Consider the following 24,832-nt stretch of genomic DNA (forward strand, 5'->3'; position numbering starts at 1 on the left):
GAGCGTTCGTCACACGCCAGGCACATCCCGTCGCCGTAGCTCCCGGCCGGCGCAGGGTCTGGAAGACGGTGCCGCAGTCCTGGCATGTCCGGCGCCGCAGATCGGCCCGGCGCCGCGCGTCCCGGTCCCGGCACACGCCGCACATCCCCCGTCGTGGACGGGGGTGAGCCTGCCTGCGGGGCGGGCCTGTTCCAGAGCGGTCGCGCCGGGGAAAGCGCCGGGCTTGCGGACCACCAGGGCCTCCAGGTGGTGGTCCAGCTCCAGGCAGGCTTCGCCCTTGGCGATCAGCCGCTCTGCGCCGGGCGACTTCCTTGCGGCGTCGTAGACGACGACCTCGGAGGCTTGCAGCGCCTACGTCACACACATGCTCACGACGTAAAGCCGCAGTTCGACACGTCAAACTCGCCGAATTCGTTTGGAGAACTGGACATCCGCGGCAGGCAGCTCGCCGGCCGCTGCGTACTGGTCCGCACCGGTCCCTTTGCTCTCAACGCCGAGTAGAGGTCCCTGATCGCGTCCATGGAGAGCACCCTCCGCCTGCACCGGCACGAGCCCAAACCCCGGTGAGCATGGCGAAACACCTCCCCAGCGCACCGGCGGCATGATCGGCAGCCTCGCCCACTTCATCCGAGCCGCTGCCATCTCCTCCATCCTCGATGGCAGCGAACGCATCACCCGGACCACGATCAAGAGCATCCGCATCGACCACAGCAGCGAGTCCTCCGGCCACGGCCGCTCCTCGCCCCTGCCCCGTGTTCCGCCCGGCGCTTGTCCGTCCCCTGCCCGTCACCCTGCCGCCGGTTCCGGGCGAGTGCGAGTCGTCCTACTGGGACCGGCTGGCCCTGGCAAACCATGTCTCCCTGGCCCGTCCACGGTCCCCGTCACGCTAGTGCCGTCCCGGCTCACCAGCCTTCGATATCCTCTGCATCCTCAGCGGACAGTCCCAACAACACCTGGCCCGCACGATCTCCGACCTCCAAGCCGACGGCCTCCATCCGAACCTGCCTGCGGTCCCCGATGGCCACGTGCTTCGCTGGGCCTGCCGCCGCTGCGTCGTCGCGCGCACCGGCGCGACGTTTCCTGCACCGGACGGCCTCACGCCGCTCACCTGCAACGAGATCCAGCGCCTGTTCATCACCCTCGTCGTCCAGCCCGTCCACACCGCTGCCTACCGACTCGGCTGGTCCACCTGGCGACGCCGCCACCAGGCCCGACCCCAGACAAGCCACTACCAGCGACAAGCCGCCCAGGCATGAAGATCACGATCTACAGCTGGAGTACTAGCCTCGATCTTTCTTGAGGGTCCGCCGACGGAGTCGGTGGACCCTTTTGCTTTCCGGAAGCTGATGCCGGGCAGGTTGGTGACCCGGCTGTCGCGTCCGGTGGGCGCCAGGTGCCACTGCCCCGGGCGGGTGATGCTGTCGCAGGGACGGTGGGTTGCTGGTCAGCCGGGGTCGGGCAGGAGCGCGAGCCGTTCAAGTGCGGCGGTGATCTCACCGGTCCTGCGCCGACCGGCGGTGACGAGCTGGCCGGCTGCGGAGAACAGGCGGAGCCGCAGGCGACGCGGTTCCCAGAGCCTCGCCCGGCCGGTCAGGGCGAGCATGGGCATCCAGGCCAGCAGGTCGAGCGCGATCTGCACGATCTCCATCCAGACCTTGTTCTGGGCTGTTGTGTGGAGGGGCAGGTTCCGCAGTCCGGTGGCACGCGCGGCCCGGATGCGGTCCTCCGCGCGGGCCCGCAGCCGGTGGCGGAGTTCGAGTTGGGCGATGGGCCGGTTGAGTGTGTTGGTGGCGAAGCAGGTGATCCGCATGCCGTCAGCGTCTGTGATCCTCAACTGGGCTCCGGGGTGGGGCCGTTCTTTGCAGACGATCAACCGAATGCCCTGCGGCCAGCCGTCGAGCAGGTCGCCGGTGAGTTCGGCGGCCCAGGCCCCGTCACGGATCTCGCCGTCCGACTCGACCGCGGGTGTCCAGGCCGATGCCGGGATCTTCAGGACGTGCTCGTGGATGGTCTCGGTGATCATCATGCCGACCGAGTAGGACAGCCAGCGTCCGCGCTGGGCGAGCCAGGCCACGAACTCGTGGGTGCCGCCCGCGGAATCACAGCGGATCAGCGTCCGCCGTCCCCGTCGGTACTTCTTGGGCAGTTGAGCGAGGGCGAGGCGAGCGGCGGTGATGTGGTCGGCGGCCGTGTTCGAGCCCGCGTTGCCGGGCCGAAGGAGGGCTGCGACAGGTTCGCCGGTTCCTCCTGGGCCGTGGTCGACGAAGCCCATGAGCGGGTGGTGGCCGTAGGTCTTCTTCCAGGTCGGGGCTGCGTCCTGCTTGTCCGAGTGCGCGACGACCAGGACCCCGTCCAGGTCCACGGTCACCTGAGCGCCGACGTCCGGAGCACGGTCGTCGGCCAGTTCCCAGACCCGCCTGCGTACTTCGGAACGTGCGGTGCGGATCGCGGTCAGCGCCTTCTCGCCCGAAGCGGCGAGGGTGTGGATCAGGCGGGAGACCGTTGGGTCGGAGGCGACTGGCCCGAACACGGCCGGCTCGGACCGCAGCAGTGCAATGTCGGCGAGGCAGTCCCCGCCGAGTGCGACCGCCAGTGCGAGGTCCACGAGCATCTTGCCGGGGTCGTGGACGGCTCGCGGTCTCCGCCACGGGGTCAGGGCTGCGGATATCGCCTGGTCGAGGCCGATCTTGCGGACCGTTTCGACCAGCAGGACCGAACCGGCCTGCGAGACCACGGCTCGGCCGTCATCCCGGACAGGACATGGGGATAGGACCCGATAGGCTGGTCGGGTAGCCGGAGTCCATTGCTGGACTCCGGCCCCCTCAGAACCGTACGTGCACGTCATCCGCGCATACGGCTCAAGCAAGCCCCGAAGGCTCTCCGGTGTGCAGGGTTTCCTCGCGGCCGTCCACGTATAGGCGTTGACGGCATGAGGCGTGGGTGAGGCGGAGTTGAACCCCATCCGGCGTCTTCGTCCCCTGGTAAGCGATGTTTTGGGTCTTGATCGCTTTCCGGGTGGTGCGGAGCCACTGCTCCCACTCCCTTGGGGACTGCGGGGACCGGTCTGCGTGCAGGAGCAGTTGCCCGCACCGATGGCAGCGGCCCGCCTGCATCTTCAGTAGACGCATGGTGGCCCGGTCCAGCGGCAGCGGGGCGCCCTTGCGACGGCGGTCGGCCCAGTAGTCGGTCAGAGCAGGGTCATCCGGGGACGCCCCACCCCTGACCAGCTGATGCCGGATGATTTTCGTCCAGGCGAACCGGACCAGGTAGGCGCCGCTGTCGCGGTCACCGAACACCCAATTGTCCTGACGTGCAGGATTGAAGCGACCGAAGTACCGCCTCATGATCCAGCGCCTCGGCTTCTTCGGGTGCCTGGGCAGCGCCCACCGGTAGGTGAGCTGCCATAGGTAGGCGTCCAGCGAGGCGAAGACCTCTTTGGACACCACCGTCCGGTAGTAGGCCGCCCATCCGCGAACGATCGGATTGAGCGTCCGCAGTACTGCCGCAGGCTCCGCGCCACGAAGGGCCCGGATTTCCTCCCGCAGTCTGCCCCGGATCCGCTTGACGGCCGCTTTGCTGGGCTTGATCAGTAGCTTGCCGCTGCGGTAGCGGCGCACGTTGAACCCGAGGAAGTCGAAGCCGGTTTCCGCGTGGACGATTTGCGTCTTGTCCTCGTTGAAGACCAGCCCCCGGGGCGCGAGCCACTCGGCAAGCCGTGCCTTGACCTGCTCAGCCGCAGCGCGGCTGTGGCATATCGCCACGAGGTCGTCAGCGTATCTGACCAGCACAGGAGCGTTCGGCATGATTTCTCCGGCCCGTCGGCCCGAAGGGTGATACCGCACGCCCGCAGCCATCTCCATCCCATGCAGAGCGATATTCAGCAGCACGGGGCTGATCACGCCGCCCTGGGGAGTCCCCTCCTCGGTCGGTGTGAATCTCCCGCGTTCCACGACCCCGGCCTTCAGCCATTGCCGGACCAGTCCCCGAGCGGGGAAAGTGCCGAGCCCGGCCAGAAGCTGGTCGTGATCGATGCGGTCGAATGCCGCCGCCAGGTCCGCGTCCAGGATCCACACGCGCTGCGGGTTCTTGCCGCTGAGCGTATTGAAGATGACCCCGATCGCGTCATGGCAGCCCCTGCCCGGGCGAAAGCCGTACGACCTTGCCTCGAACCGGGCCTCCCACTCAGGTTCCAGCGCCGCCGAGACACGGGCTTGGTGAGCCCGGTCGACGATGACGGGGATGCCGAGCGGGCGCCGCTTGCGTCCTCCCGCCTTTGGGATGAACACCCGCCGGACCGCGCGAGCCTGCCAGTTACTGCCGCGCTGCTGGATGAAGCGCACCAGTTCCGACTTGCCCGAGGCGGTGAGTACGACCTGATCGTCGATCCCCGCCGTCTTGCGTCCGGCGTTGATCTCCGTCACCCGCCGCACGCTGACCAGCGTGTTGCTCAGGCTCCGGAGCATCAGCTTCTGCAGGTTCCTGACCTTCGCCAGGTCCCCTTCCTTCGATGCCGTGAAGATGCGTTGGCGCAGACGGCGTACGTCTTTGTCCGCCTGGTCCCAGTCGATGCTGGGCCAGTCCACGAAGCCGCCCTCCGGTCCGTTCACCCCGGCCGGGGCCGGGGCGTCCAACTTGTCCTTCAGTGCTGTCGCTGCTGTCATCGTCCCTCCTCACAGGCTCACCCGGCTCACGTCAGCGTCCTTTCGGACTCGGACATCGGTCCGTATCCGGCGAGTTGGCCAAAGCGGCGGCGGAGAGTCCACCGTCCGTAGCTGCCTTGGTTTCCTCCGGCCTTTCGGCGTGCCGGCCTTCGCTTCTTGAGCCGTCCTTTCCCGCCGGAAACATCAGCCTTCCTCACGGTCAGCCCACCGCCCGTCCGGTATGGACGGGCGGCTTCCGTCGGGGTTTCCACGTTCCGTGTGCCTGAGCTGCGACCGGGTTGGGTGCCCTCTATATCCCGGGGCGGCGGTGTCCTCCCGGGCGGCGTGAAGCATCCGCCCGGCGCCTGCCGCGTTCCAGCGGCCTGCCCTGCACCCCGCTGTTGCTTCCCACCGGCGGGGCTTTCTCTCACGAGACGTCATCAAGGGTTCACGGTTATTCACCCGTCCGGTCTTCCCCTTGCCTGTTGCCCTCGGGTGGAACGAGGGCACTTGGGCTTTTCCCCCGGAGCTTCACACCCCGCCGTTACCAGCGACGCATGTCCGGGTGGGGACAGGTCATCGGACACTGACCCGGGGCTACTCTGTCGCCGACGCCATCGCCGACCCCCTCTCCAAAAGAGCCCACTCAACACACGCGACCTCGTGTCGCACCTTCACCTGGAAAGTGCCTCTGACAGGGGCGGGAACAAGGACCTCAGCAATCCTTATTCTCGCTGGTCAGAGGCACTTTCTGCTTTCGCGATCACCAGTCGGACAGCCCACCTCGTGTAGGGTCGGGGGCTGGCGCGGTGGCGTAGTACGTACGCTCCGTTTCCAGCCCCCGCCGCATCGAACCGTGCATGCGGTTCTCCCGCACACGGCTCACCGACGCCGTTCACCACCGGCATTCGGCCTGCCCCGCCAGTCCCGGAAGGGTCTGGGTGCAACAACGGTTCCGTGCAGGTCGATCACTCCCAGGGAGTCCTGGGCGGCGAAGGCAACCACCGCCCAGCCGAACTTCCTGGTGCGCCGGTGCTTCTTGGCGAGGAACCCGCCGATCCGCATCCGCGCGTACGAGCCGATCTGGTCAAAGACATGGGCCGAGTTCCCGAACCGGAAATACGCAGCCCACCCGCGCAGGAACGCATTCACGTCCTCCACAATCACCTTGACCGGCCGCAACAGCCTGCGCCGGTCCGTGAGTTCACGGATCCGGTCGCGGGCGTGCTGCATCGCCCTTGCCGAGGGCCAGCGGGCGAGGAAGGCAACCGGACGCCGGTTGCCGCGCGGCCGGGACGCCACCCACCGATGGTGGAAGCCGAGGAAGTCGAACCCCTCGCCGCCAACCCGCAGGTGCACGATCCTGGTCTTGGCCGCCTTCGGCTCCAGGCCGAGTTCGGCCAGCAGGCCCTTCAGCCGCTCCAGGGCGGCTTCGGCCTGCTCGCGGCTGGCGCACATCACCACCGCGTCGTCGGCATAGCGCACCAGCACCCCGTGATCCCGCGTCGACCACGCCCGGTCCAGCCGGTGCAGATAGACATTGGCCAGCAGCGGGGAGACAACCCCGCCCTGGGGAGTGCCGGACACCGGCCGACGGACCTGACCGTCCTCCATGACCCCGGCCCGCAACATCGCGCGCAAAAGTTTGAGAACCGACCGGTCGCAGACGCGTTCCTCGACCGCCTGCATCAACTTCTCATGATCAATCGCCTCAAAGCAGTTGGCGATATCCGTCTCCACCACCCAATGCCTGCCCCGCCACGCCTCATCCACGAGGACCTGGAGGGCATCGTGTACTCCGCGCCTGGGCCTGAACCCGAACGAGCACGCAAGCATGTCGGCCTCGAAGACCGGCTCGAGCACGATCTTCAACGCAGCCTGCACGATCCGGTCGCGAACCGAGGGAATCGACAACGGCCTCTGCTCCGCCACGCCGGGCTTCGGAATGAACACCCGGCGCGCGGGCAACGGCCGCCAGCGGCCTTCCCGCAGTTCTGCGGCCACCTCAGACGCCATCCGCTTATCGATCACGGAGTTGGCCTGCTCGAACAGGGTTCCTGATCGGGTGATCGCGCGAGAGTCGGCGCATGACAGCAGGGCCTCTTGGTAGCTCGGGGGTGCGAACCAAACCAAGCACCAGGAGGCCCTGTTGCCGCAGTCTTTCGCGCTCGCGTGCGTGGAGTCCAACTCGCCTTCCCTGTCGTGTGACTGCCTCGCGCACAGGTTCGGCAACGCGGCAGACCGGCCGGACCGCACTGCGTGCTACGCCTCCGACATGACGGAGGCGGAGTGGCAGGTCATCCGGGCAGTGCTGCCGGTTCCGGCCTGGCTGGAGGGCCGGGGCGGGCGGCCGGAGGGCTTCTGCCACCGGCAGATGATCGACGCGGTCCGCTATGTGGCCGACAACGGCGTCAAGTGGGTCAACCTGCCTGCGGACTTCCCGCCGTATCGGCGGGTGCATGCTTTCGCCCGCCGCTGGCAGATCACGGGTCTGCTCGCCGAGCTCCACGACCGGCTGCGCGACAAGGTCCGCCAGAAGGAAGGCCGCACGGTGGATCCGACTGCTGCCATCGTGGACTCACAGTCGGTGCGGGCAGCGGCGAACATCCCGCGCTCCACCTCCGGCTGGGACGGCGGGAAGAAGGTGGGCGGCCGCAAGCGGCACCTGGTGGTGGACTGCCTCGGCATGGTCCTGGCCGTGGCTGTGACCGCGGCGAGCGTGCAGGACCGCGACGCCGCCGTCCCCCTGCTCGAGCGGCTTCGGAAGATGTACTTCTCCATCCGCCTGGTGTGGGCGGACGGCGGCTATGCCGGGCGCCTGGTCGACTGGGCAGCCGAGAAACTCCAGCTCACCCTCGACATCGTCAAACGCACCGACGACACCACCGGGTTCGTGGTGCTGCCCCGCAGGTGGGTGGTGGAAAGAACGCTGAGCTGGCTGATGCGCTCACGTCGTCTGGCGCGTGACTACGAGACGCTGCCCGCCATGCACGAGGCCATGGTGCTGTGGTCGATGACCATGCTTATGAGCGGCCGCCTGGCCGGACGCCGCCCAGGTGCTTTCAGCCGGCCGGCCCTTCGAGCGCGGTGAACACCCCCGGCCGCACCTGGAGGGCCCACCCTCGCTCCACCAGGCGTTTCGCCTTCGACCGCAGTCCCTCGACCTTCGCCGGGACCGCCTGAAGGCCGAGGGCCACGGCCAGCTGCTGGCAGCGCATCCCCTCTCGGCCCGCCTCCGACTCCAGCACCGACACGATCTGCTGATAATCCGGCGCGAGTACCGACGCCGCCATGCCGTCGATCCGGTGCGGCACCGGTGAACCCGCCATGGCGCCCCGCACCGGCTCCGCGACTGCCGAAGACGGCTCGGCCAGCACCTCGGCCACCGTCGCCCGGGCATCCACCAGCCGCTGAAGGGCTCCTTCCGCCTCACCGAGCGCGGCCTGCACCTGCTCGGCCTCCTCCCGCAACCGCGCGATCTCTTCCCGAACTCTCTTCTCCCGGGCTTCCAGCAGACCGAGCACCGACGGCACCAGCCACCACCTCCACGAGCCAGACGAGCGGACGAACCACGCTCATCTCTCCCGCTACCAAACGGAGTTCATGCCCACCCATCCCGGACCAACGCAACACGTTCGGAAAGCGGATGGCGTCTCATCAAGGAGACGGTCAACGCCGTACTCCTCAACTTCAGCCAGAGTGGTGGCGTCAATGCCCGGCGCGCCATTGTTACGACGCACCATCACCCACGCGCGCCTTAGCCTCGCCGTTTCGCTTGAGTACGACGGCTGTTGAGGCGGAAATACGAAAGTGCCTTCCTGACCTGGGACGATGAACCTTGCTGAGGGGTTCTGTCGGTCCAGGCGGAGGGCACTTTCTACGTGCAGGCTATCGGGTTGCGTCCCAAGGTTCAGGTCAGTGCCGATGGTTCGGGGGTGGTCGGTCATGCCGGGGCACGGTTACTGGCGGATCTTGCTGATGCCACCGGGCTGACCGCCGCGTACTCCGCCGCGCTCAGGCCGCTTCGGCCGCGCGGGACAGGACATGATCCAGGCCGGATCGCCACCGACCTGGCGGTGATGCTCGCCGATGGCGGCGAGGCCCTCGCAGACCTTGCCGTACTGCGGGACCAGGCAGCAGTCTTCGGCCCTGTCGCCTCGACACCGACGGCCTGGCGGCTGCTCGCCGATGTCGACGAAACGGCCCTCGCCTCGCTGGCTTCTGCCCGCGCCCAGGCCCGGGAAGTCGCCTGGCTGCAGGCCGCCGATCACGGTGAGGGCATCCCCGCAGCCCGGGCCGCGGGACGCCCACTGCCCGGGCTGGTCCTGGACCTCGACGCCACGCTGATCACCTGCCACTCCGAGAAAGCGCAGGCCGCACCCACCTATAAGGGCGGCTTCGGCTTCCACCCGCTGCTGTGCTTCCTGGCCAACACCGGCGAGGCACTGGCCGGCCTGCTGCGGCCCGGGAACGCCGGCGCCAACACCGCGAGCGACCACATCACCGTGCTCGACCAGGCACTCGCCCAGATCCCCGACGCCCACCGGCACGGCACCGACATCCTCATCCGCACCGACAGCGCCGGATCCGCGAAAGCCTTCCTCGCCCACGTCCGCGACCTGCACAAACGAGGCATCCGCACCTACTTCTCGGCCGGATACGCCATCACCGGAACGGTCCGCCGCGCCATTGGGACCATGCCCGACCGCCTCTGGCATCCCGCCCTGAACCAGGACGGAACCCTGCGTGAGGGCGCCGAGGTCGCCGAGCTGACAGGCATGATCGAGCTGGACGGCTATCCGAACGGCACCCGCGTCATCGTGCGCCGGGAACGGCCGCACCCCGGAGCCCAGCTGTCCCTGTTCGACCAGGACGAGGGCCGGCGTCATCAGGTGTTCCTCACCGACACCCCCTACTCCGGTGGCGGCTCCGCCCAGTTCCTGGAAGCCCGCCACCGCGGGCACGCATCCGTCGAGGACCACATCCGGTGCGGCAAGAACACCGGCTTCGGCCGCTTCCCCTCCCGAGACTTCCACGTCAACTCCGCCTGGCTCGAACTCAGCCTCACCGCGATCGACCTGCTGGCCTGGACGCGCGTCCTGCTGCTGGACGGCGAACTCGCGGCCGCCGAGCCGAAGAAGCTCCGCTACCGGCTACTGCACGTCGCCGCACGCCTCACCCGCGGCGGCCGCCGTCTGCACCTGCGGATATCAGCCACCTGGCCCTGGAGAAACGAGCTGGTCATGGCCTTCCATCGCCTGGCCGCGCTGCCCCGCCCGGCCAGCTGACCAGCAATACCACCTGACCGCCACGACCCGAAGGACCTGGAGAACCCGACCACCGCGCCGGGCCCCCACCCTGCCCGCGCACCGAAAACGACTCGCTCAGCCGACAGCTGACGATCAGCCACGTCTCATCACACCAACCGAAACGGCGAGGTTAGGACGTCCCTGCGGTGGACCTTGTCCCCCAGCGCGTGAAACCGTCGTCCGGGATCGGCCTTGGCCGCCCGGTAGAGCGCATGCTGCAAGGCTCGGACCGGATCCAGCTTCAGGGATCCCGACGTGGTGGAACTAGCCGAAACGGCACTCACCAAGCCCCTCCAGACAACCTGCACATCGACGAAGCAGCGGCCCTTCCCTGCCCGGCGGTTGTGTTGTCCGCCGGCTCATAGCGGTACTACGGCCGCCTCCGACGCCCACCCGGCCCGCGCCCACTTCCCGGGGATCACCCGGTTATAGGACGCGCAGCTTCCGGCAGCACCTATCCGCAGGCCGCCGGGCCGGGGAGGGCCTCCCCAGTTCCCGTTGTCACCGTCGCAACGTTCCATGCCCCATACGCCGGGGAGTCCCTCACGGCTGCATCTCCAGGATCTTCGCCGCTTCCATGGCCTTCGCCCTGATTTCGGGGGCTCGGCACTCCCTGTCCCCGCCCCGAAAGGCGGGCCTCTAACGACGCCGCAGACTTCGCGTGATGCTACGGACCGCTGCTTTACTCCCCCTCGCAGGGCTTTCGACACTGGGCTTCGACGCCGGGCGTTTCCCCCCGACGCCGCCAGTCTGCTACCGGGCCTCCTGGCAGCTACCCAAACCGGACTTCCACCGGCAGGCGACAACGAGCTTACGACTCAAGATCAGCTACATCACGAAGACCTCCGAGTCTGCTGGGCGCGCGAAAGCGCGAGGCTAGCCACCGATGGCCGACATCGGACGCTGTGGTTGCACGAACGTCGGGTCGTCGAGGGCGGCGCCCGCCTTCTTGCCCACATCGCCTCGCGCCAGACGCGGGCTATCTCCTTGTCGGGGGCGCCGCAGCGCAGGGCGGCGCGGAGGTCGGTCTCCTCTCGGGCGAAGAGGCAGGTGCGCACCTGGCCGTCGGCCGTGAGGCGGGTGCGGTCGCAGGCCGCGCAGAACGGGCGGGTGACGGAGGCGATGACGCCGACGCGGTGCGGGCCGCCGTCCACCAGCCAGCGCTCGGCCGGGGCCGATACGCAGAGACGCCAGGATGTCCCCGGCCGTGATCATGCCCTCGCGCTTCCAACCGTGCTGGGCGTCCAGCGGCATCTGCTCGATGAAACGCAGTTCGTAGTCGTGCTCGACCGCCCAGGCCAGCAGGTCCGGGGCCTCGTCCTCGTTGAGCCCCGGCATCAGGACCGAGTTCACCTTGACCGGCGTCAGGCCCACCTCCCGGGCGGCATACAGGCCCACCAGGACGCCCTTGTGGCGGTCCCGGCGGGTGAGGGTCTTGAAGACATCCGGGCGGAGGGTGTCCAGGGAGACGTTGACCCGGTCCAGGCCCGCCGCCTTCAGGGCCGTCGCCGTCCGCCTGAGGCCGATGCCGTTGGTGGTCAGCGACATCTGGGGGCGGGGCTCCAGGGCGGCGACCCGCTCGACGATCCCGACCAGGCCGGGGCGCAGCAGGGGCTGCCGGTGAAGCGGACCTCCTCGATACCGAGGGAGGTGACGGCTATGTCGATCAGGCGGACGATCTCGTCGTCGGTGAGCAGATCGGGCTTGGCCAGTCACTGCAGGCTCTCTTCCCGTACGTGCAGCGCAGATTGCGGCGGTCGGTCAGCGAGACCCTCAGGTCGGTGGCCACCCGGCCGTAGGTGTCGATCAGCAAGTTCGGCCCCTCCCTCCTCGCCATGTACCCAAATGAACGGTCAGGTTATCTGATCGGCTTTTCTGTAGCAGGACGGCTGAGGGGGAGAGTTTTCTCCCTGGATCCGCTGCTCCCAGGAAGAAAAACTCCCCTTACGAGCAACAAAGACAAATGCCAACTTGGGTGACCCATAACTATGGGCGCCAACTATGGGCAACGCGGCAGACACATGAACTGAAGCACAGGCCCGTTCGCTACGAAGGGCGAAACCGATGACCAGGCAGGACGAAGTCCGCGGCTTTCTCACCACGAGGCGTGCGAGGATCACGCCCGAGCAGGTTGGACTAACCGTTCTCGGAGGAGAACGCCGGGTTCCCGGACTGCGCCGCGAAGAGGTCGCGCTCCTGGCAGGGATGAGCGTCGATTACTACACACGTCTCGAACGCGGAAGAATCCGGGGCGCGTCGGACAGCGTGCTCGACTCGCTCGCTCGCGCTCTCCGGCTCACCGCCGCTGAGCAAGACCATCTGTTCGCGCTCGCCCGCGGTCACACGGCATCCGCTCCGCGCCGAGTTGCTCCCGCTCGCCGTGTCCGGGCATCGGTGCAACGGATCCTTGACGCGCTGGACGTCCCAGCCGTCGCACAGAACCCGCGGCAGGACCTGATCGCGGCGAACGAACTCGGGAGAGCACTGTACGCCACGCCGTTCGACAGCACCGACCAGCCGCCGAACCTGGCTCGCTTCGTTTTCCTGGACCACCGCGCCCAGGCGTTCTACCCCAACTGGAACCTCGCCTGCCGCATCACGGCGGCGGCCCTCCGCGCCGAAGCGGTACGCACCCCGCTCGACCCGGCGCTCACCGCTCTGATCGACGATCTCGGGACAGAGAGCCCGGTCTTCCGCGAAGTATGGGCTCACCACGAGGTGCGTGCGCACCACACCGGACTGCGGCAGTTGCGTCATCCGGTCGTGGGAGACCTCAGCCTTGCCTTCGAGATCCTTGACGTGCAGGCCGACCAAGGACTTTCGATCGTCGTCCACAGCGCCGGACCGACGACGCCGACGGCCGCCGGACTGGCTCACCTGAGCAGGTGGGCCGCCGAATCCAGGCCGGCTTCCGCGAGCGACGCAGAGACCGTGAGGACCTGAGCCCTCGACGGCTGACGCTCAGTCGGCCGGCTCGACCCTCGCGGTGAAGCCATTCTCCTGGTCGGCGATCGCGTCCATGTCGCCGTCGAACTGACCGATCCTCAGGATGCCGTCGTAGTAGGGCACATCGCCGTAGTAGAAGACCAGGTCGCCCCCCGGCGCGTAGTAGCCGATGTCCCCCGGGCTGGGGTCTTCTCCCGCGGGCATGCCCTGCGTGGAAAGCTCCTCGGGTAGCGGCCCCGTCTTCTCCATGTTCTGGTGGTCGCTGAACTCCACGGTGACCGGGAGCTTGTCGATCAGGTCCCGAGCGGTGGCGTTGTCCCAGAGCCGGCCCGTGAGCACCGTGCCGCCGATGGTGACACGGATCGGCGTCCCGTCGCTCGACGACTGGTTCGGGTTCGGCGCGGAGGAGGCCGCAGCGGAGGCGGAATCGCCCGGCGACGAGGAACTCGCGGGCGTGGCGCTCTGTGAAGCCGTTCCTTCCGAATCGCTGCTGCAGGCCGTCACGACGAACACGAAGGTCATGGGCAGGAAGAGCGCCAAACCCCGACGCACTCGACGCGGCCGCCCGGGTGCGGAAGAACTGGTCCTGGTCATGACGTCGACGCTAGCAGCGAATTTCCCGCAGGTGGGAAGCCCTGTCAGTACCCCTCAGTGGGGAGCGCGCCGACACGACGCGGCCGGCAAATCAGCCGTGCGGGCACCATGTGAGTGATCGGTACCATCGAGGCAATCGTGCAAAGCCGAGAGCAGGTGTACCGCGACCGGCCCACCTCCGGACCCCGCACCGCAGGACCCCGGCGTGCGGTATCCCTGCAGCACGCTCCTCTGCCCGGCTCGCCCTCATGCAATCCCACATCGCATGGTGCGGTCACGCCTTGGGGGAGATTCCTGTCCCAGGATGATTCTCCCCAGGAAGTACCCTTCCCCTGCGACAGGTGCGTCAGGCGAGGGCGAGGAAGAGTTTTTCGAGTTCGGCTTCGCTCATCGGTGGTGCGTCCTCGTCGGCGGCGGTCATGCACTGGCGCATGCCACTGGCGACGATTTTGAAGCCGGCGCGGTCCAGGGCCCGGGAAACCGCGGCGAGTTGAGTGACGACGTCCTTGCAGTCGCGGCCGGCCTCGATCATGGCGATCACGCCGGCGAGCTGCCCCTGGGCGCGACGGAGGCGGTTGAGAACGGCGGTGCTGGCTTCCTCGTCGACCTTCACAGGCGGCTCCTCTGGGTGGGTTACTTACGGCCGATGGTACCCCCTGGGGTATCGGTGGGCCCCGGCGGGACCGGGGCCACCGGGGCGGGGGCGGTCAGCCGTGGGAGAAACGGATGTCGGGCAGGATCCTGCGCAGCCATGCGGGGCTCCACCAGGCCGCGCGGCCGGTGAGGCGGAGCAGGGCGGGGAGCAGAACGAGTCGGATGCGGGCCGGGTGACGAGGGTGGGGGCGGTGCGGCTTCGGTCTTCGGGGCCTGGTCGACGCTCGTCATGGAAACCTCCTGACATACCCCGGGGGGTAATTTGTTCTGCGGCGACGAGCGTACACGATACCCAGGGGGGTATTATTGAGTGTGTTCGCATGCTTGCCCATCATTCGCATGCTTGCCCATCAGTGGAGAAACCCGTGAGCTACGACCGCACCGTCAGCCTGACCAGTGACTTCGGTACCACGGTCGACGCCGTACGCGAAGCCCTCGCCGCCCAGGGCTTCGGCGTCCTCACCGAGATCGACATCACAGCCACCCTCAAGGCCAAGCTCGGCCACGACATGGAGGACTACCTGATCCTCGGCGCCTGCAACCCGCCCCTGGCCCACCGCGCCATCGAAGCCGACCGCGCCATCGGTCTACTGCTGCCCTGCAACGTCGTCGTACGCCGAGAGGGCGACCACACGCTCGTCCAGGCCCTGGACCCGAACACAATGGTCGCTCTTACCGGTCTGCCCGCCCTGCAACCCGTCGCACAGGAGGCCGCCGCCCGCCTGGACGCCGCCCTCGCCTCGCTCGCCTGACCGCCGGTGAGATCCCTGCCTTGCGAGGAGCGACCTGACGCACCGCTGTGGACTATCGCCGGGTATGGGCGGCCCCCTCGCGGCCGTTTGGCTCCCGGCGAGAGGGTCGGGGCAGTTCTGCCGTATTGGTCGACTCAGCGAGCCCGAGACGGCCGCCCTTCAGTTCGGGCACGTAGTTGTAGATGGTGTTGCGGGAGACCCCGAGGAGCTTCGCGATCGAGGTGACGGTGTTCTCCGTGCGGGCGAGAGTCGCGGGCGTGAGGTACCTGTTCGTCGGTCATGGCCGGCGGACGGCCGAGGCGGGCACCTCGGACGCGGGCAGCGTCCAGGCCCTCGTTGGTGCCCTGGACGATGAGTTCTCGGACGAACTCCGCGAGGGCCGCGAAGACATGGAAGACCAGGCGTCCGTCGGGCGTGGTCGTGTCGAGCGCCTCGTGCAGCGAGGTGAAGCCGACGCCGCGCTTCCGCAGGCCGGACACGATGGCGATGAGGTCCTGAATGGAGCGGCCGAGCCGGTCCAGCGACGGGACGACGAGGGTGTCGCCCTCGCGGAGGAAGTCGAGGGCCTTCCATAGCTCCTCGCGCTCCGCGTTCTTGCCGGACTTCTTGTCGGCGAAGATCCGGATGCACCCTGCTTCGTTGAGTGCGTGGATCTGCCGGTCCAGCAACTGTCCCTTGGTGGACACGCGGGCGTATCCCACGAGGCCGCCAGTCCGTACGGCCGGAACGGGGGCGAGGAGATCGGCGGTGTCGTCGCCCTGGGGTGGCTGCACCCGCCAGATCATACAGAAATCGGTGCTCCTCAAATTCTTGAGCACACTGACTTTCTGACACCGTTTTATGGGCATGATCCGGCGCCGATTCGGTCGCGCGCCGCAGCACATCTTGCACTCATCGGTGAAGTAAGGCCATGGCTGCCATCCGGCTACCCCCTTTCACGGGCTGGTCTGGCGCCATCTCGACTCCGCTCGGTAGGACCCACTGGGCATCCAGCCCTTGCTTGCGAAGCTCTTCGACGAAGTTGTCGGACGACAGCGTGACGGTGAAGACGAGAACATCGGCGATGAGGCCGGCGCACTGCGCCGGCTGGAGTGGATAGATGCGCCAAGGCGGGGCCATGGTGTCGACCTGTTCCGCCCCTTTGGGGCAGCCGCCGCGTCCGGCCATGTAGTCGGAGAAGTATGAGCCGTGCAGCGTGGACGCGGCCGGTTCCGGGTCGGCGTCTTCCCAGAGCTCTCCCCGAACCCCTCAGTAAGGTTCATCGCCCCAGGTCAAGAAAGCACTTTCACGTTTCCGGCCCAAAATCAGCCGTCGTGCATGCGGCACAGTTCGACCTCTGTCAGGCGGAGAACGCCCCCGAGTGAAATGGCGGGGTCGGAGGCCGAAACGCAGCGGGTCGCGTTGCCTCGAACGTAAGGTGACGTGACTGGAGTGTGCTTTTACCAGGCGTATGCCTCGGGGGCTTCGCCGCCGGGGCCGGGCCAGATCTTGTCGAGCTTGTCGAGTGTCTCGTGTGACAGGGTGATGTCCAAGGCGCGCCGGCTGGTGGCGAGCTGTTCGGGGGTGCGGGGGCCGACGATCGTGGCGGTGAGGACCGGGTTGTGCAGCAGCCAGGCGAGGGCGATGTCGGCAGGTTGTTCGCCGATCTCATCGCACAGGTTCTCGTACGCCTCCAGCTGGGGACGGTGCTGTTCGACGGTCTGCTGCATCTGCGGTGAGGATCGGCGACCACTCTGTGTCTTCTTCAGTACGCCCCCGAGCAGTCCGCCGCCCAGCGGGCTCCATGGGACCAGACCGATTCCGTAGTACCGCAGCGCCGGAATCACCTCCAGCTCGATGGTGCGGGCGGTCAGGTTATACAGGCTCTGCTCGGACACCAGGCCCATGAAGTTGCGGGAGGCGGCGGCGTTCTGCGCGGTCGCGATCTGCCAGCCGGCGAAGTTGCTGCTGCCGACGTAGGTCACCTTGCCCTCGCGTACCAGCTGCTCCATCGCCTGCCAGACCTCCTCCCACGGGGTCGACCGGTCGATGTGGTGCATCTGGTAGAGGTCAATGTGGTCAGTCTTGAGGCGTCGCAGGCTGTCCTCCGCTGCCTTGCGGATCTTGTACGCGGACAGGTACTTGTCGTTGGGGCCGGTGCCCATCGGCTGGTACACCTTGGTCGCCAGTACAATCCGTTCGCGGCGCCCGCCGCCCTGGGCAAGCCACCGGCCGATGATCTCCTCGGACAGGCCGTAGCCCTGCTCCATGTCGGGACTCTGCGGCCCGCCATAGACATCGGCGGTATCGAACAGGTTGATACCCGTCTCCAGGGCATCGTCCATGATCTTGAAGGCGGTGGCTTCGTCCGTCGCATCACCGAAGTTCATCGTGCCCAGGGCGAGCCGACTGATCTTCAGGCCACTACGTCCCAGATGTGTGTACTGCATGCCTATGGCCTTCCTTGTGAGGATCAAGGTGATATGTAAGCGACTGGTGAACTCCTGCCTGTCAGGATTTCACCGTCATCCGGACGCGCGGCCTCCCGTCGGCGGACGGTACTGCGACCCCAGGGGCGTCGCTGTCCTTCGGCGGTCGGTTGGCCGTCCGTGAGGTGGGGCCGCGGTCGGCACTGGTTGAGGTCACCGCGTCCTTCGGTGCATGTCGGCTGCTGGGTCCGTGGTGCGGTGCAGGCCGGTGGATGGGGCCGGTCCGCTGAGACAGGGGCAGTCCGCTGGCGCTGTTGGTGTGGGCGATGATCTCCGCGGTGATGGACACGGCCGTCTCCTCGGGGGTGCGTGCTCCGAGGTCGAGACCGATGGGAGAGTGGAGCGCGGCAACTGCTCTGCCGTGATCCCGGCCTCCTCCAGGAGGCGCAGGCGTTCGTCGTGGGTGCGGCGGGAGCCCATCGCGCCGACGTAGCCGACGTAGCCGACGTAGCCGACGTAGCCGACGGGCAGGGTGAGGGCCTGGCGCAGGAGGGGGATGTCGAACTTGGCGTCGTGGGTGAGTACGCAGATGGCGGTGCGGGCGTCGACGGTGGTCTGTTCCAGGTAGCGGTGAGGCCATTCGACCACGATCTCGTCCGCGTGGGGGAAGCGGGCGGGGGTGGCGAAGACGGGGCGGGCGTCGCAGACGGTGACGTGGTAGCCAAGGAGGCGGCCCGCCTGGCTGAGGGCGGCGGCGAAGTCGACGGCACCGAAGATGAGCAGGCGGGGCCGGGTGGCAGCAACATGTACCAGTACGGTCAGCCGTTCGGGGCAGGTGGCGGCGTCACCGCCGAGGGTGCTGCGGGCCGTGCGTCCGCCGCGCAACAGCGCGGCTGCCTGCTTCGCCACGGTGCGGCTCATGTCCGCGTCCAGACCCGTGCCGGAGAGGCGGCCGTCACTGTTCAGGGCGAGGAGGCCGCCCAGGAGGTTCGCGGGTCCGTCCACGACCTGCGCCACGGCGGCGACCCGGCCGCCGGCTGCTGCGGTGAGGGCGGTGGTGAGGTAGGGCTGCGTTGCGGGATCGATGCGCTGCACCAGGACGTCGAGTTCTCCGCCGCACGTCAGGCCGACGGCGATGTTCAGCATGGGTTCTCCCGAGCGCGAGTGGGCCGGTCGGGTGGGCCGCCGTCCGGTGGGGACGGGTACGGCGGCGGCCCGGGGCCCGGCAGACGGTGTGTGGCTGGCTCGTCTGCCGGACGCTATGGCTGCACCGCACGGGTGCACGGGTCAGAGAAGTGCCTCGGCGGTGATCGGCAGTTCGCGCACACGGCGGCCGGTGGCGTTGAAGACCGCGTTGGCGATGGCCGGCGCGACGCCGATCATCACGAGCTCGGCGAGGCCCTTGACGCCGAGCGGGTCGGCATTGGGTGCGGACCTTGGGGTGGGCGGCGGCTTCGGTCATGGTCACCAGGGCACCGATGCGCAATCCCCCGCGTTCGGTGGCGGTGACCTCGTCCAGAGGGAGCCCGCTGATGTCGACGACTTCCCTGGGGCGCTCGACCGTTTCGCGCATCAGGTCGACCAGGGTGGTGCCCCCGGCGATGTAACGCCCGCCGCCGCGAACGGCCTTGAGGGCCTCACGGGTGTCGGAGACGCGGGTGTAGGAGAAGGGATGCATGGCGGCCGATACTCACTTCCGGCCCGCGGTCTGCTCCACCGCGCGCACGATCTTCACATAGCAACCGCAGCGGCAGACGTTGCCGCTCATCCACTCCCGGATCTCCTCCGGCGAACCGGTGTGGCCCTCCTTGATGCACCCGACACCGGAGACAATCTGGCCGGGAGTGCAGTAGCCGCACTGGAAGGCGTCCTGCTCGATGAACGCCTGCTGTAGCGGATGGAGTTGATCGCCCTCGGCCAGGCCCTCGACCGTGGTGACCTCCGCCCCCTCCAGCCGCACCGCGAGCGTCAGACAGGCGTTGTGCCGCTGCCCGTCGACCAGCACCGTGCACGCCCCGCAGGCCCCGGCGTTGCAGCCCTTCTTCGAGCCCGTGAGGCCGAGGTGCTCGCGCAGCAGGTCCAGCAATGAGGTGCGGTTGTCGACCGTCACGGTCCGTCGGGTGCCGTTGACCGTCAGGGAGACGCGACTGGAGGGCGGCGCCTGCGCAGCGCTCACCTCCTCCGCGTCGGCGAGGACCGTCCCGCCGATCACACCGCCCGCGACCACGGCACCACCGACCGCGGTGCTGGTGGCGATGAAGGTGCGCCGAGTCGGTGCCGATGAGGACCCGCCGACTCCGGCGGGGGGAAGAACGTCGAATTCAGGCTGTTCAGCAGACATACGTACGCCTTCGCATCACGAACGGATCCGTCGTGCACGACAGATGGACAGCAGGCGGGATCATCGCCACCACGGGCATTGGTGACCGCTCACCTCGACAGGAAGCTGGCCTCGCGGGAAGTCTTGCACCAACGGCAACACTCGTGGCAGGGAGACTTCTTTCCCCCCTTTACGCTCGGTCAGGAGCGAATAGCCGACATCATCGGGGGCACTTTCGCGCGAGGAGAGGCAGGACACAGCCACGTCGCCTCCCCGAGTGTGAGTTGCGTCCGCGTCGCTCACCACGTCGTCGTGCGTGGCGGACCGACCTTCCGCTCCGAGCAGGTCGCCGACACGGCCCGCAGAATACCGGCCACCACGGATTCGGTGCTGCCCATGAGGAACGTGCCGACAGCCAGCACCTACGCGACAAAGGGCAGTTTGCTGGGTCGTCTGTCTACCAGGGGTGACTGCGGGGCTTTGTCTTTCAGAGCGGAGTGCGATGACCCGCGAGCGGTGCGGATGCCGCACAGCCTCGCACCGGATAGCCGTCCTGTGAGAGGGAGCTATTTCTCCCTTCCCTCGGAGGGCTTGCCGGCAGCGTCCTGGTCGTCTGGCCCAGGCTCCGCCGCTCGTCGAATTCCCCCCGTACCGGCGAGGCGGTGCCGCAGCGGCCAAGCCCTGCTCAGGCCCCGACACATCCGGCTTCGCCACCGACGTAGAACCCAGTCGCCTCTCCGGTTGGCGGTGTACACACGCGCACTCGAGGAGGGAGGTTCTTTCCCCGGGACGGTTCTGTCCTGGGAAAGAACTGTCCCTTCCTCAGGCGGAGTGATGGTGAAACGCTCGGGCAGCCGGTATGAACACGGCGGCGAGGTACTGCCTCGTCGCCGGGCAGGCGGCCGAGCGTCGGGAGAGCTGAACAGGCTCCCGCCTCGTTCAATAGCCGACGTGCCCGCCGTCCTCCTGGACCTTCGAACTCTCCCTAAGGACCATGCTATGAGCACACAGCCCACCACGCGCCCTGCGGTCGCCTCGGGCACTTTCGACCTGGGTGGCGACCTGACGGTCAACCGTCTCGGTTACGGCGCCATGCAGCTGACGGGCCCCGGCGTCTGGGGCGAGCCGCGAGATCCGGACGAGGCCGTCCGAGTCCTGCGCCGAGCTGTGGAGCTGGGCGTCACCTTCATCGACACGGCCGACGCCTACGGGCCGTTCGTCAGCGAGCAACTGATCCGCAAGGCTCTGCATCCCTACGCCGATGGCCTGGTCATCGCCACCAAGGGCGGTCTCACCCGCCCGGGCCCGGGCGACTGGCGCCCCAACGGCCGGCCTGAGTACCTGCGTCAGCAGGTGGAGTTGAGCCTGCGCCATCTCGGACTCGAGCGTATCGATCTGTATCAGCTGCATCGCATCGACCCCACGGTTCCGCTCGCCGACCAACTGGGGGAGCTGGCCCGGCTGCAGCAAGAAGGCAAGCTACGCCACGTCGGCGTGTCGGAAGTGACGGTCGAAGAGCTGAAGGAGGCCCGCACACACGCCGAGATCGTCTCCGTGCAGAACCTCTACAACCTCGCGAACCGCTCGGCTGAGGACGTACTCAACTACGCCGAGGCCGAGAACATCGCGTTCATCCCCTGGTTCCCGATCGCCACCGGCGAGCTCGCCCGCCCGGGCGGCCCACTGGACGCCGCATCCAAGCAGCATGAGGCGAGCCCCTCGCAGCTCGCCCTCGCCTGGCTCCTTCGCCGCTCCCCCGTGATGCTTCCGATTCCCGGCACCTCCAAGGTCGCGCATCTGGAGGAGAACACCGCTGCCGCGCTGGTCCGACTCACCGACGACGAGTTCAGCTCTCTCACCGACGCCGTCTGATCCGCAGGACGCCGAAGTATGCCGGGGCAGAGTGTCCTATGGTGCGAACCAGTGCCGTAGGACGTCCGCCACGCGCACGTGACGGCGGGGGCGTCTCCGCCAACCAGGCGCGTGGAGCGAAGTCTCTTCAGGCGTATGGGGATGACGAGTGTCCTCCTCCGTGAGCCTCAGACCGCCGGCAGCGTCATGCGTCGCCCCACACCGAATTCCTCGGCCTCGTCGCCGACGACCCGAAGGCTCCCGCAGGGACTCGGGGCAGCGTGACTACGTGGGAGGCCACCGTCAGGAGATGCCTTCGTCGGCTCCGGTGATGAAGAAGACGCAAGCCCGCCCGTCGCTGGCTCCGCTTCACCGCCCGATGGCCCTGGACCGACGTCACCACTCACACGATCGACCGGCTCCACACCTTTCCGAACCCCGGCTGACCAGCCACTTCGACCATCTCATCCACCCGCACCGGCGAGTGGAACCCGGCGCCCACACGACGCGAGAGCCGGGCGCTCAGGCTGCCCCAGCCCCGAAAAGACGCCACCGCACAGCCACAAAGTCCCCGTCAGCAAGCAGCAGGCCGACGGGGACTCATGAGCGATCGAGGTTGGCTCTCCAGGGCTTGCGGTGTGCCGGTGTGACTACTGCAATCGAGGCCACGCTGTAGTGGTTACCCACTCGGCGGGACTGCATCACGAGGGGCCACTGTCGTCATGCCAGCAAGTACCGTAGTGAACGCGCCACCTGAGATCGGCTACCGAAAGGATCACTTTCCGGTGGGTGCGGGTGCCTTCCTGACGGACTTGGCGGACGCCTGCTTCTTGGTGAAGTACTTCTTGGCGGAGTGCTTCTTCGCGGAATCGTCTGACGTGCCACCGGCGGCCGACTGCGGGGTGTCGCTCCCCGCAATGATGCGGATCTTGGGGCCGTAGGTGGTGACCAAGGGAGCGGTGACCGACGACGGGGCCGTGGTGACCACCACCACGGTGTCCTCTTCCGGGTTGAAGGATGCTCCGGCGCCGAAATCGGCGTTGAGTATCGTCGTGACGGCGTTGTCCTCGATCGCCGAGATCTCGTTCATGTCGGTGAACTGGCTGTCCCACGCGGCGTAGAGACCGAAGGTGGTCCACGGCTGCCAGCCCGCGGGATACTGCAGATTGTCAGGGCGGTCGATCCAGCGGGGAACACCATTTCTGGCACGCCGTTGTCGTCCACGAACTCTACGAGGGCGCCGTTGTAGTTGCCGAGCTGTACGAACTTGGCCCAGTCCTCCTCACTGATCCCCGCGTTCGTCGGGTCCTCAATGATTGCGTACGACGAGGCGATGCCCACCGCGACTGACGCAGACACTAGGCCGCCCACCAGGAGCGCCCTGAACATCTTTCGCTTCACGTTATTCAACCTCGCCCTATTCTTTAGGCCGCGGATTATTTCATCCGCGATGCATCGGTGATTGGTGGTCGCCGAGCCGATTTCTCGATATTCCAGGAAAGCTGGCTTGCTTCCTATTGTTGGGCCCAGTCCATCGATGCACAAGACTTTCTTGGCGCGCATCAATTCTGCTGTTTCTGAACCCAGATTTCCGCTCGCGGCGCCTCCCTATGGGTCGAACGGGCCCGGCATCGGTCGTTCAGGCGCTCGGTCGAGTTCCGCTGATGGCGGTATCCGCTGCGGCCGCGCTTGGTCGCGCGGGCGCGGCACGTCCAGGGCCGGTGCTGGGCAACGAGACTCCCCATCCTGCGGGAAATTGGGGCAGTGCGGCGAGTTCCAGCTCCTGGGTGCCGTCGTTCCATCGGAAAGGGCGGGGCGCTGTAGGTGGCGGAGAAATGGTGGCAGGCTCAGACCGCAACGGGCGTCTTGGGGCGAGCGCCTGTGGTGTCGGTGGTCGCGGTGGTCGGTGCGGTGCGGCATAGGCTCTTCAGCGCGACCGCGACACCTGCCGTGACGAGGGCGCCGGCGGCGACGGCGACGGCGACGGCGACGGCGACGGCGACGGCGACGGCGACGGCGACGGCGACGGCTTGCCGAGTTGACCGGCGGCGAAGACGCCTCCGAAGGGGACGGCCATGGTGGAGCCGAAGTTCATGGTCAGCATGCCGGTGACGGCGCCGCCGGCCATGGAGGCCGGGATCACTCGCAGCAGGTCGCGCAGTGCGAACGGGACCGCCGCTGCGGGAACGGGGACCAGGCCGAGCAGCCAGGCCACCTTGCCGTAGTTCCGCTCGGTCTCGGTGAACAACTTACGGCGTACCCCGGTGGCCAGCGACATGCCCAGTGCCGGGACCATGCCGGTCGCCACCACCACGGCCATGAACGTCATGTGGGCCAGGGTGGGGACGTACGAATCGATGCCCCCGAGGGCGTAGGCGAAGGCGGCCTTGTAGACGGCCCCTCCGAAGTCGCAACACACGATCAGGCCGAGCACCAGACCTAGCACGAGGTGGTGGTCGGTGAGTTCGAGTGTGACCAGTTTGTCGTAGAGCCACGCGTTGAGCTGGGCGATTTGGGGGGCGACGAGCGCGCGGAAGAACACAACCGCGGTGAACAGGGTGGCGACCAGTGGGATGGCCGCGTCAGCCATGAGAGGTCGCCATCTGGCCGGGACGGTGATCCGCTGGAGTGCCCGGGTGGTGACGCCGGCGATCACGCCGGCGGCCAGACCACCCAGGTAGCCGGTCTCCATGGTCATCGCGGCCAGGCCACTGGCGAAGGCGGGGATCACGGCCGGCCGGCCCGGCGATGCCATAGGCGGTGTACAGGGCGATGGCGAGGCCCAGGAGATCCAGGGTGATGTTGCCGGTCTGCAGCAGTGCCACGGCCCAGCTGTCAGATCGCAGCCAGGAGAATCCCTGGCCCGTGACGTTGACCGACAACGCGGTGATCCCCCAGCCCCCGATCGCGTAGGCGAGAGCGACCAGCAGGCCGCCGAGGGCGGTCAGGGTGGCCAGATGACCGGTACCGGCAGCAAGCCACAGGCCGAGCCTGGTGACCGCACGGCGGCCGGGCGCGGCGTACTGGTCCATCGGTGCCGGGGAGACGGATGAGGTGGGGGACATGATCAAGCTCCGGGGTTGCGCGGTACCGCCCAGCAGGACGGCTCGGGGGTGTTACGGGTGTGTCAAGAAGAACTGGGATGTGGGCGACCTGACGGACCGCGTGGGGAGGGCATTGCAGCGGAGGTGGGGGCGGGGGCACACGGAAGCGGGTCTGGGGGCGGGTGCCGGGCGCTCCGTGAGGAGCAGCCGACACCTGTCCCCGATGCTGGGGCCGCGCCGAACGCACTGCCCGGTCAGTCGCCCACGATGACGTGCCGGGTGGCGCTCAGACGTTCCCCGGTCCGCCGGGCCGG

Annotated in this window: 17 protein-coding genes and 8 pseudogenes; 8 read left to right on the top strand and 17 right to left on the bottom strand. The window is 67.8% G+C overall.

Annotated features, from left to right (window positions below):
* Nucleotides 1-1,079: 1,079 nt before the first annotated feature.
* Nucleotides 1,080-1,256: pseudogene (locus tag OG202_RS04260) on the top strand (IS701 family transposase); the annotation flags it as partial.
* A gap of 188 nt (nt 1,257-1,444) precedes the next feature.
* On the opposite strand, the pseudogene OG202_RS04265 reads toward OG202_RS04260, so the two are convergent.
* The 3 genes and pseudogenes from OG202_RS04265 to ltrA (OG202_RS04275) form a co-directional block, all read right to left on the bottom strand.
* Nucleotides 1,445-2,778, bottom strand: a pseudogene (locus tag OG202_RS04265) (IS1380 family transposase).
* Nucleotides 2,779-2,858: 80 nt separating this feature from the next.
* Nucleotides 2,859-4,661, bottom strand: coding sequence for a group II intron reverse transcriptase/maturase (ltrA, locus tag OG202_RS04270; protein WP_328222294.1), 1,803 nt, complete (start codon nt 4,659-4,661; stop codon nt 2,859-2,861).
* Between the two features lie 861 nt (nt 4,662-5,522).
* Complete coding sequence (gene ltrA, locus OG202_RS04275; protein ID WP_327731251.1) at nt 5,523-6,827, bottom strand: group II intron reverse transcriptase/maturase; 1,305 nt, start codon at nt 6,825-6,827, stop codon at nt 5,523-5,525.
* A gap of 88 nt (nt 6,828-6,915) precedes the next feature.
* Here ltrA (OG202_RS04275) and OG202_RS04280 point away from each other — a divergent pair, with 88 nt between their 5' ends.
* On the top strand, nt 6,916-7,731 hold the full coding sequence (locus OG202_RS04280; RefSeq protein WP_326584653.1) for an IS5 family transposase: 816 nt from the start codon (nt 6,916-6,918) through the stop codon (nt 7,729-7,731).
* Here the strand turns inward: OG202_RS04280 and OG202_RS04285 are convergent.
* The gene (locus OG202_RS04285) at nt 7,703-8,173 is read right to left on the bottom strand and encodes a hypothetical protein (RefSeq protein WP_319073433.1); all 471 of its coding nucleotides are present in this window, start codon (nt 8,171-8,173) and stop codon (nt 7,703-7,705) included. The genes OG202_RS04280 and OG202_RS04285 overlap by 29 nt on opposite strands.
* A gap of 318 nt (nt 8,174-8,491) precedes the next feature.
* Here OG202_RS04285 and OG202_RS04290 point away from each other — a divergent pair, with 318 nt between their 5' ends.
* The gene (locus OG202_RS04290; RefSeq protein ID WP_326585952.1) at nt 8,492-9,928 is read left to right on the top strand and encodes an IS1380 family transposase; all 1,437 of its coding nucleotides are present in this window, start codon (nt 8,492-8,494) and stop codon (nt 9,926-9,928) included.
* 897 nt (nt 9,929-10,825) lie between these two features.
* On the opposite strand, the pseudogene moaA reads toward OG202_RS04290, so the two are convergent.
* Nucleotides 10,826-11,762, bottom strand: a pseudogene (moaA, locus tag OG202_RS04295) (GTP 3',8-cyclase MoaA).
* A gap of 242 nt (nt 11,763-12,004) precedes the next feature.
* Here moaA and OG202_RS04300 point away from each other — a divergent pair.
* Both OG202_RS04300 and OG202_RS04305 read left to right on the top strand, forming a co-directional pair.
* Nucleotides 12,005-12,259: pseudogene (locus OG202_RS04300) on the top strand (helix-turn-helix domain-containing protein); the annotation flags it as partial.
* Nucleotides 12,260-12,268: 9 nt separating this feature from the next.
* Nucleotides 12,269-12,892, top strand: coding sequence for an MmyB family transcriptional regulator (locus OG202_RS04305; RefSeq protein WP_443052339.1), 624 nt, complete (start codon nt 12,269-12,271; stop codon nt 12,890-12,892).
* An 18-nt stretch (nt 12,893-12,910) separates the two neighbouring features.
* On the opposite strand, the gene OG202_RS04310 is transcribed toward OG202_RS04305, so the two are convergent.
* Nucleotides 12,911-13,234, bottom strand: a complete 324-nt coding sequence (locus OG202_RS04310) for a cyclophilin-like fold protein (RefSeq protein ID WP_266567729.1) — start codon at nt 13,232-13,234, stop codon at nt 12,911-12,913.
* Between OG202_RS04310 and OG202_RS04315 the strand changes: the two genes are divergently transcribed.
* Nucleotides 13,227-13,607, top strand: a complete 381-nt coding sequence (locus tag OG202_RS04315; RefSeq protein WP_327731252.1) for a hypothetical protein — start codon at nt 13,227-13,229, stop codon at nt 13,605-13,607. The two genes, OG202_RS04310 and OG202_RS04315, sit on opposite strands and share 8 nt — an antisense overlap.
* 228 nt (nt 13,608-13,835) lie before the next feature.
* Here the strand turns inward: OG202_RS04315 and OG202_RS04320 are convergent, their stop codons facing one another.
* Nucleotides 13,836-14,102 (bottom strand): metal-sensitive transcriptional regulator, encoded by a 267-nt coding sequence (locus tag OG202_RS04320; protein ID WP_327731253.1) that lies wholly within the window; start codon nt 14,100-14,102, stop codon nt 13,836-13,838.
* A 406-nt stretch (nt 14,103-14,508) separates the two neighbouring features.
* Between OG202_RS04320 and OG202_RS04325 the strand changes: the two genes are divergently transcribed.
* Complete coding sequence (locus OG202_RS04325) at nt 14,509-14,895, top strand: DUF302 domain-containing protein (RefSeq protein WP_327731254.1); 387 nt, start codon at nt 14,509-14,511, stop codon at nt 14,893-14,895.
* Nucleotides 14,896-14,947: 52 nt separating this feature from the next.
* Here OG202_RS04325 and OG202_RS46370 read toward each other — a convergent pair.
* From OG202_RS46370 to OG202_RS04350, 6 genes and pseudogenes are all read right to left on the bottom strand, one after another.
* Nucleotides 14,948-15,115 (bottom strand): annotated as a pseudogene (locus OG202_RS46370) (hypothetical protein); the annotation flags it as partial.
* Nucleotides 15,116-15,257: 142 nt separating this feature from the next.
* Nucleotides 15,258-15,779: pseudogene (locus OG202_RS46375) on the bottom strand (recombinase family protein); the annotation flags it as partial.
* Nucleotides 15,780-16,334: 555 nt separating this feature from the next.
* Nucleotides 16,335-17,324, bottom strand: coding sequence for an aldo/keto reductase (locus OG202_RS04335; protein WP_327731256.1), 990 nt, complete (start codon nt 17,322-17,324; stop codon nt 16,335-16,337).
* A 244-nt stretch (nt 17,325-17,568) separates the two neighbouring features.
* Nucleotides 17,569-18,437: pseudogene (locus OG202_RS04340) on the bottom strand (XdhC family protein); the annotation flags it as partial.
* A gap of 292 nt (nt 18,438-18,729) precedes the next feature.
* A pseudogene (locus OG202_RS04345) lies at nt 18,730-18,981 on the bottom strand (FAD binding domain-containing protein); the annotation flags it as partial.
* Nucleotides 18,982-18,993: 12 nt separating this feature from the next.
* Nucleotides 18,994-19,644, bottom strand: a complete 651-nt coding sequence (locus OG202_RS04350; protein WP_327731258.1) for a (2Fe-2S)-binding protein — start codon at nt 19,642-19,644, stop codon at nt 18,994-18,996.
* Nucleotides 19,645-20,622: 978 nt separating this feature from the next.
* Here OG202_RS04350 and OG202_RS04355 point away from each other — a divergent pair.
* Nucleotides 20,623-21,495: an aldo/keto reductase gene (locus OG202_RS04355; RefSeq protein WP_327731259.1), complete on the top strand. Its 873-nt coding sequence runs from the start codon at nt 20,623-20,625 to the stop codon at nt 21,493-21,495.
* A 754-nt stretch (nt 21,496-22,249) separates the two neighbouring features.
* Here the strand turns inward: OG202_RS04355 and OG202_RS04360 are convergent.
* From OG202_RS04360 to OG202_RS04375, 4 genes are all read right to left on the bottom strand, one after another.
* Nucleotides 22,250-22,564 (bottom strand): hypothetical protein, encoded by a 315-nt coding sequence (locus OG202_RS04360; protein ID WP_327731260.1) that lies wholly within the window; start codon nt 22,562-22,564, stop codon nt 22,250-22,252.
* On the bottom strand, nt 22,561-23,037 hold the full coding sequence (locus tag OG202_RS04365; RefSeq protein WP_327731261.1) for a hypothetical protein: 477 nt from the start codon (nt 23,035-23,037) through the stop codon (nt 22,561-22,563). Before OG202_RS04365 ends, OG202_RS04360 begins: the two co-directional genes overlap by 4 nt.
* A 364-nt stretch (nt 23,038-23,401) precedes the next feature.
* Nucleotides 23,402-24,172, bottom strand: a complete 771-nt coding sequence (locus OG202_RS04370) for a hypothetical protein (protein ID WP_328222296.1) — start codon at nt 24,170-24,172, stop codon at nt 23,402-23,404.
* Nucleotides 24,057-24,539, bottom strand: a complete 483-nt coding sequence (locus OG202_RS04375) for a hypothetical protein (RefSeq protein WP_327731263.1) — start codon at nt 24,537-24,539, stop codon at nt 24,057-24,059. Before OG202_RS04375 ends, OG202_RS04370 begins: the two co-directional genes overlap by 116 nt.
* Nucleotides 24,540-24,832 lie beyond the last annotated feature (293 nt).

The sequence above is a fragment of the Streptomyces sp. NBC_00310 genome (assembly GCF_036208085.1).
GTDB lineage: Bacteria > Actinomycetota > Actinomycetes > Streptomycetales > Streptomycetaceae > Streptomyces.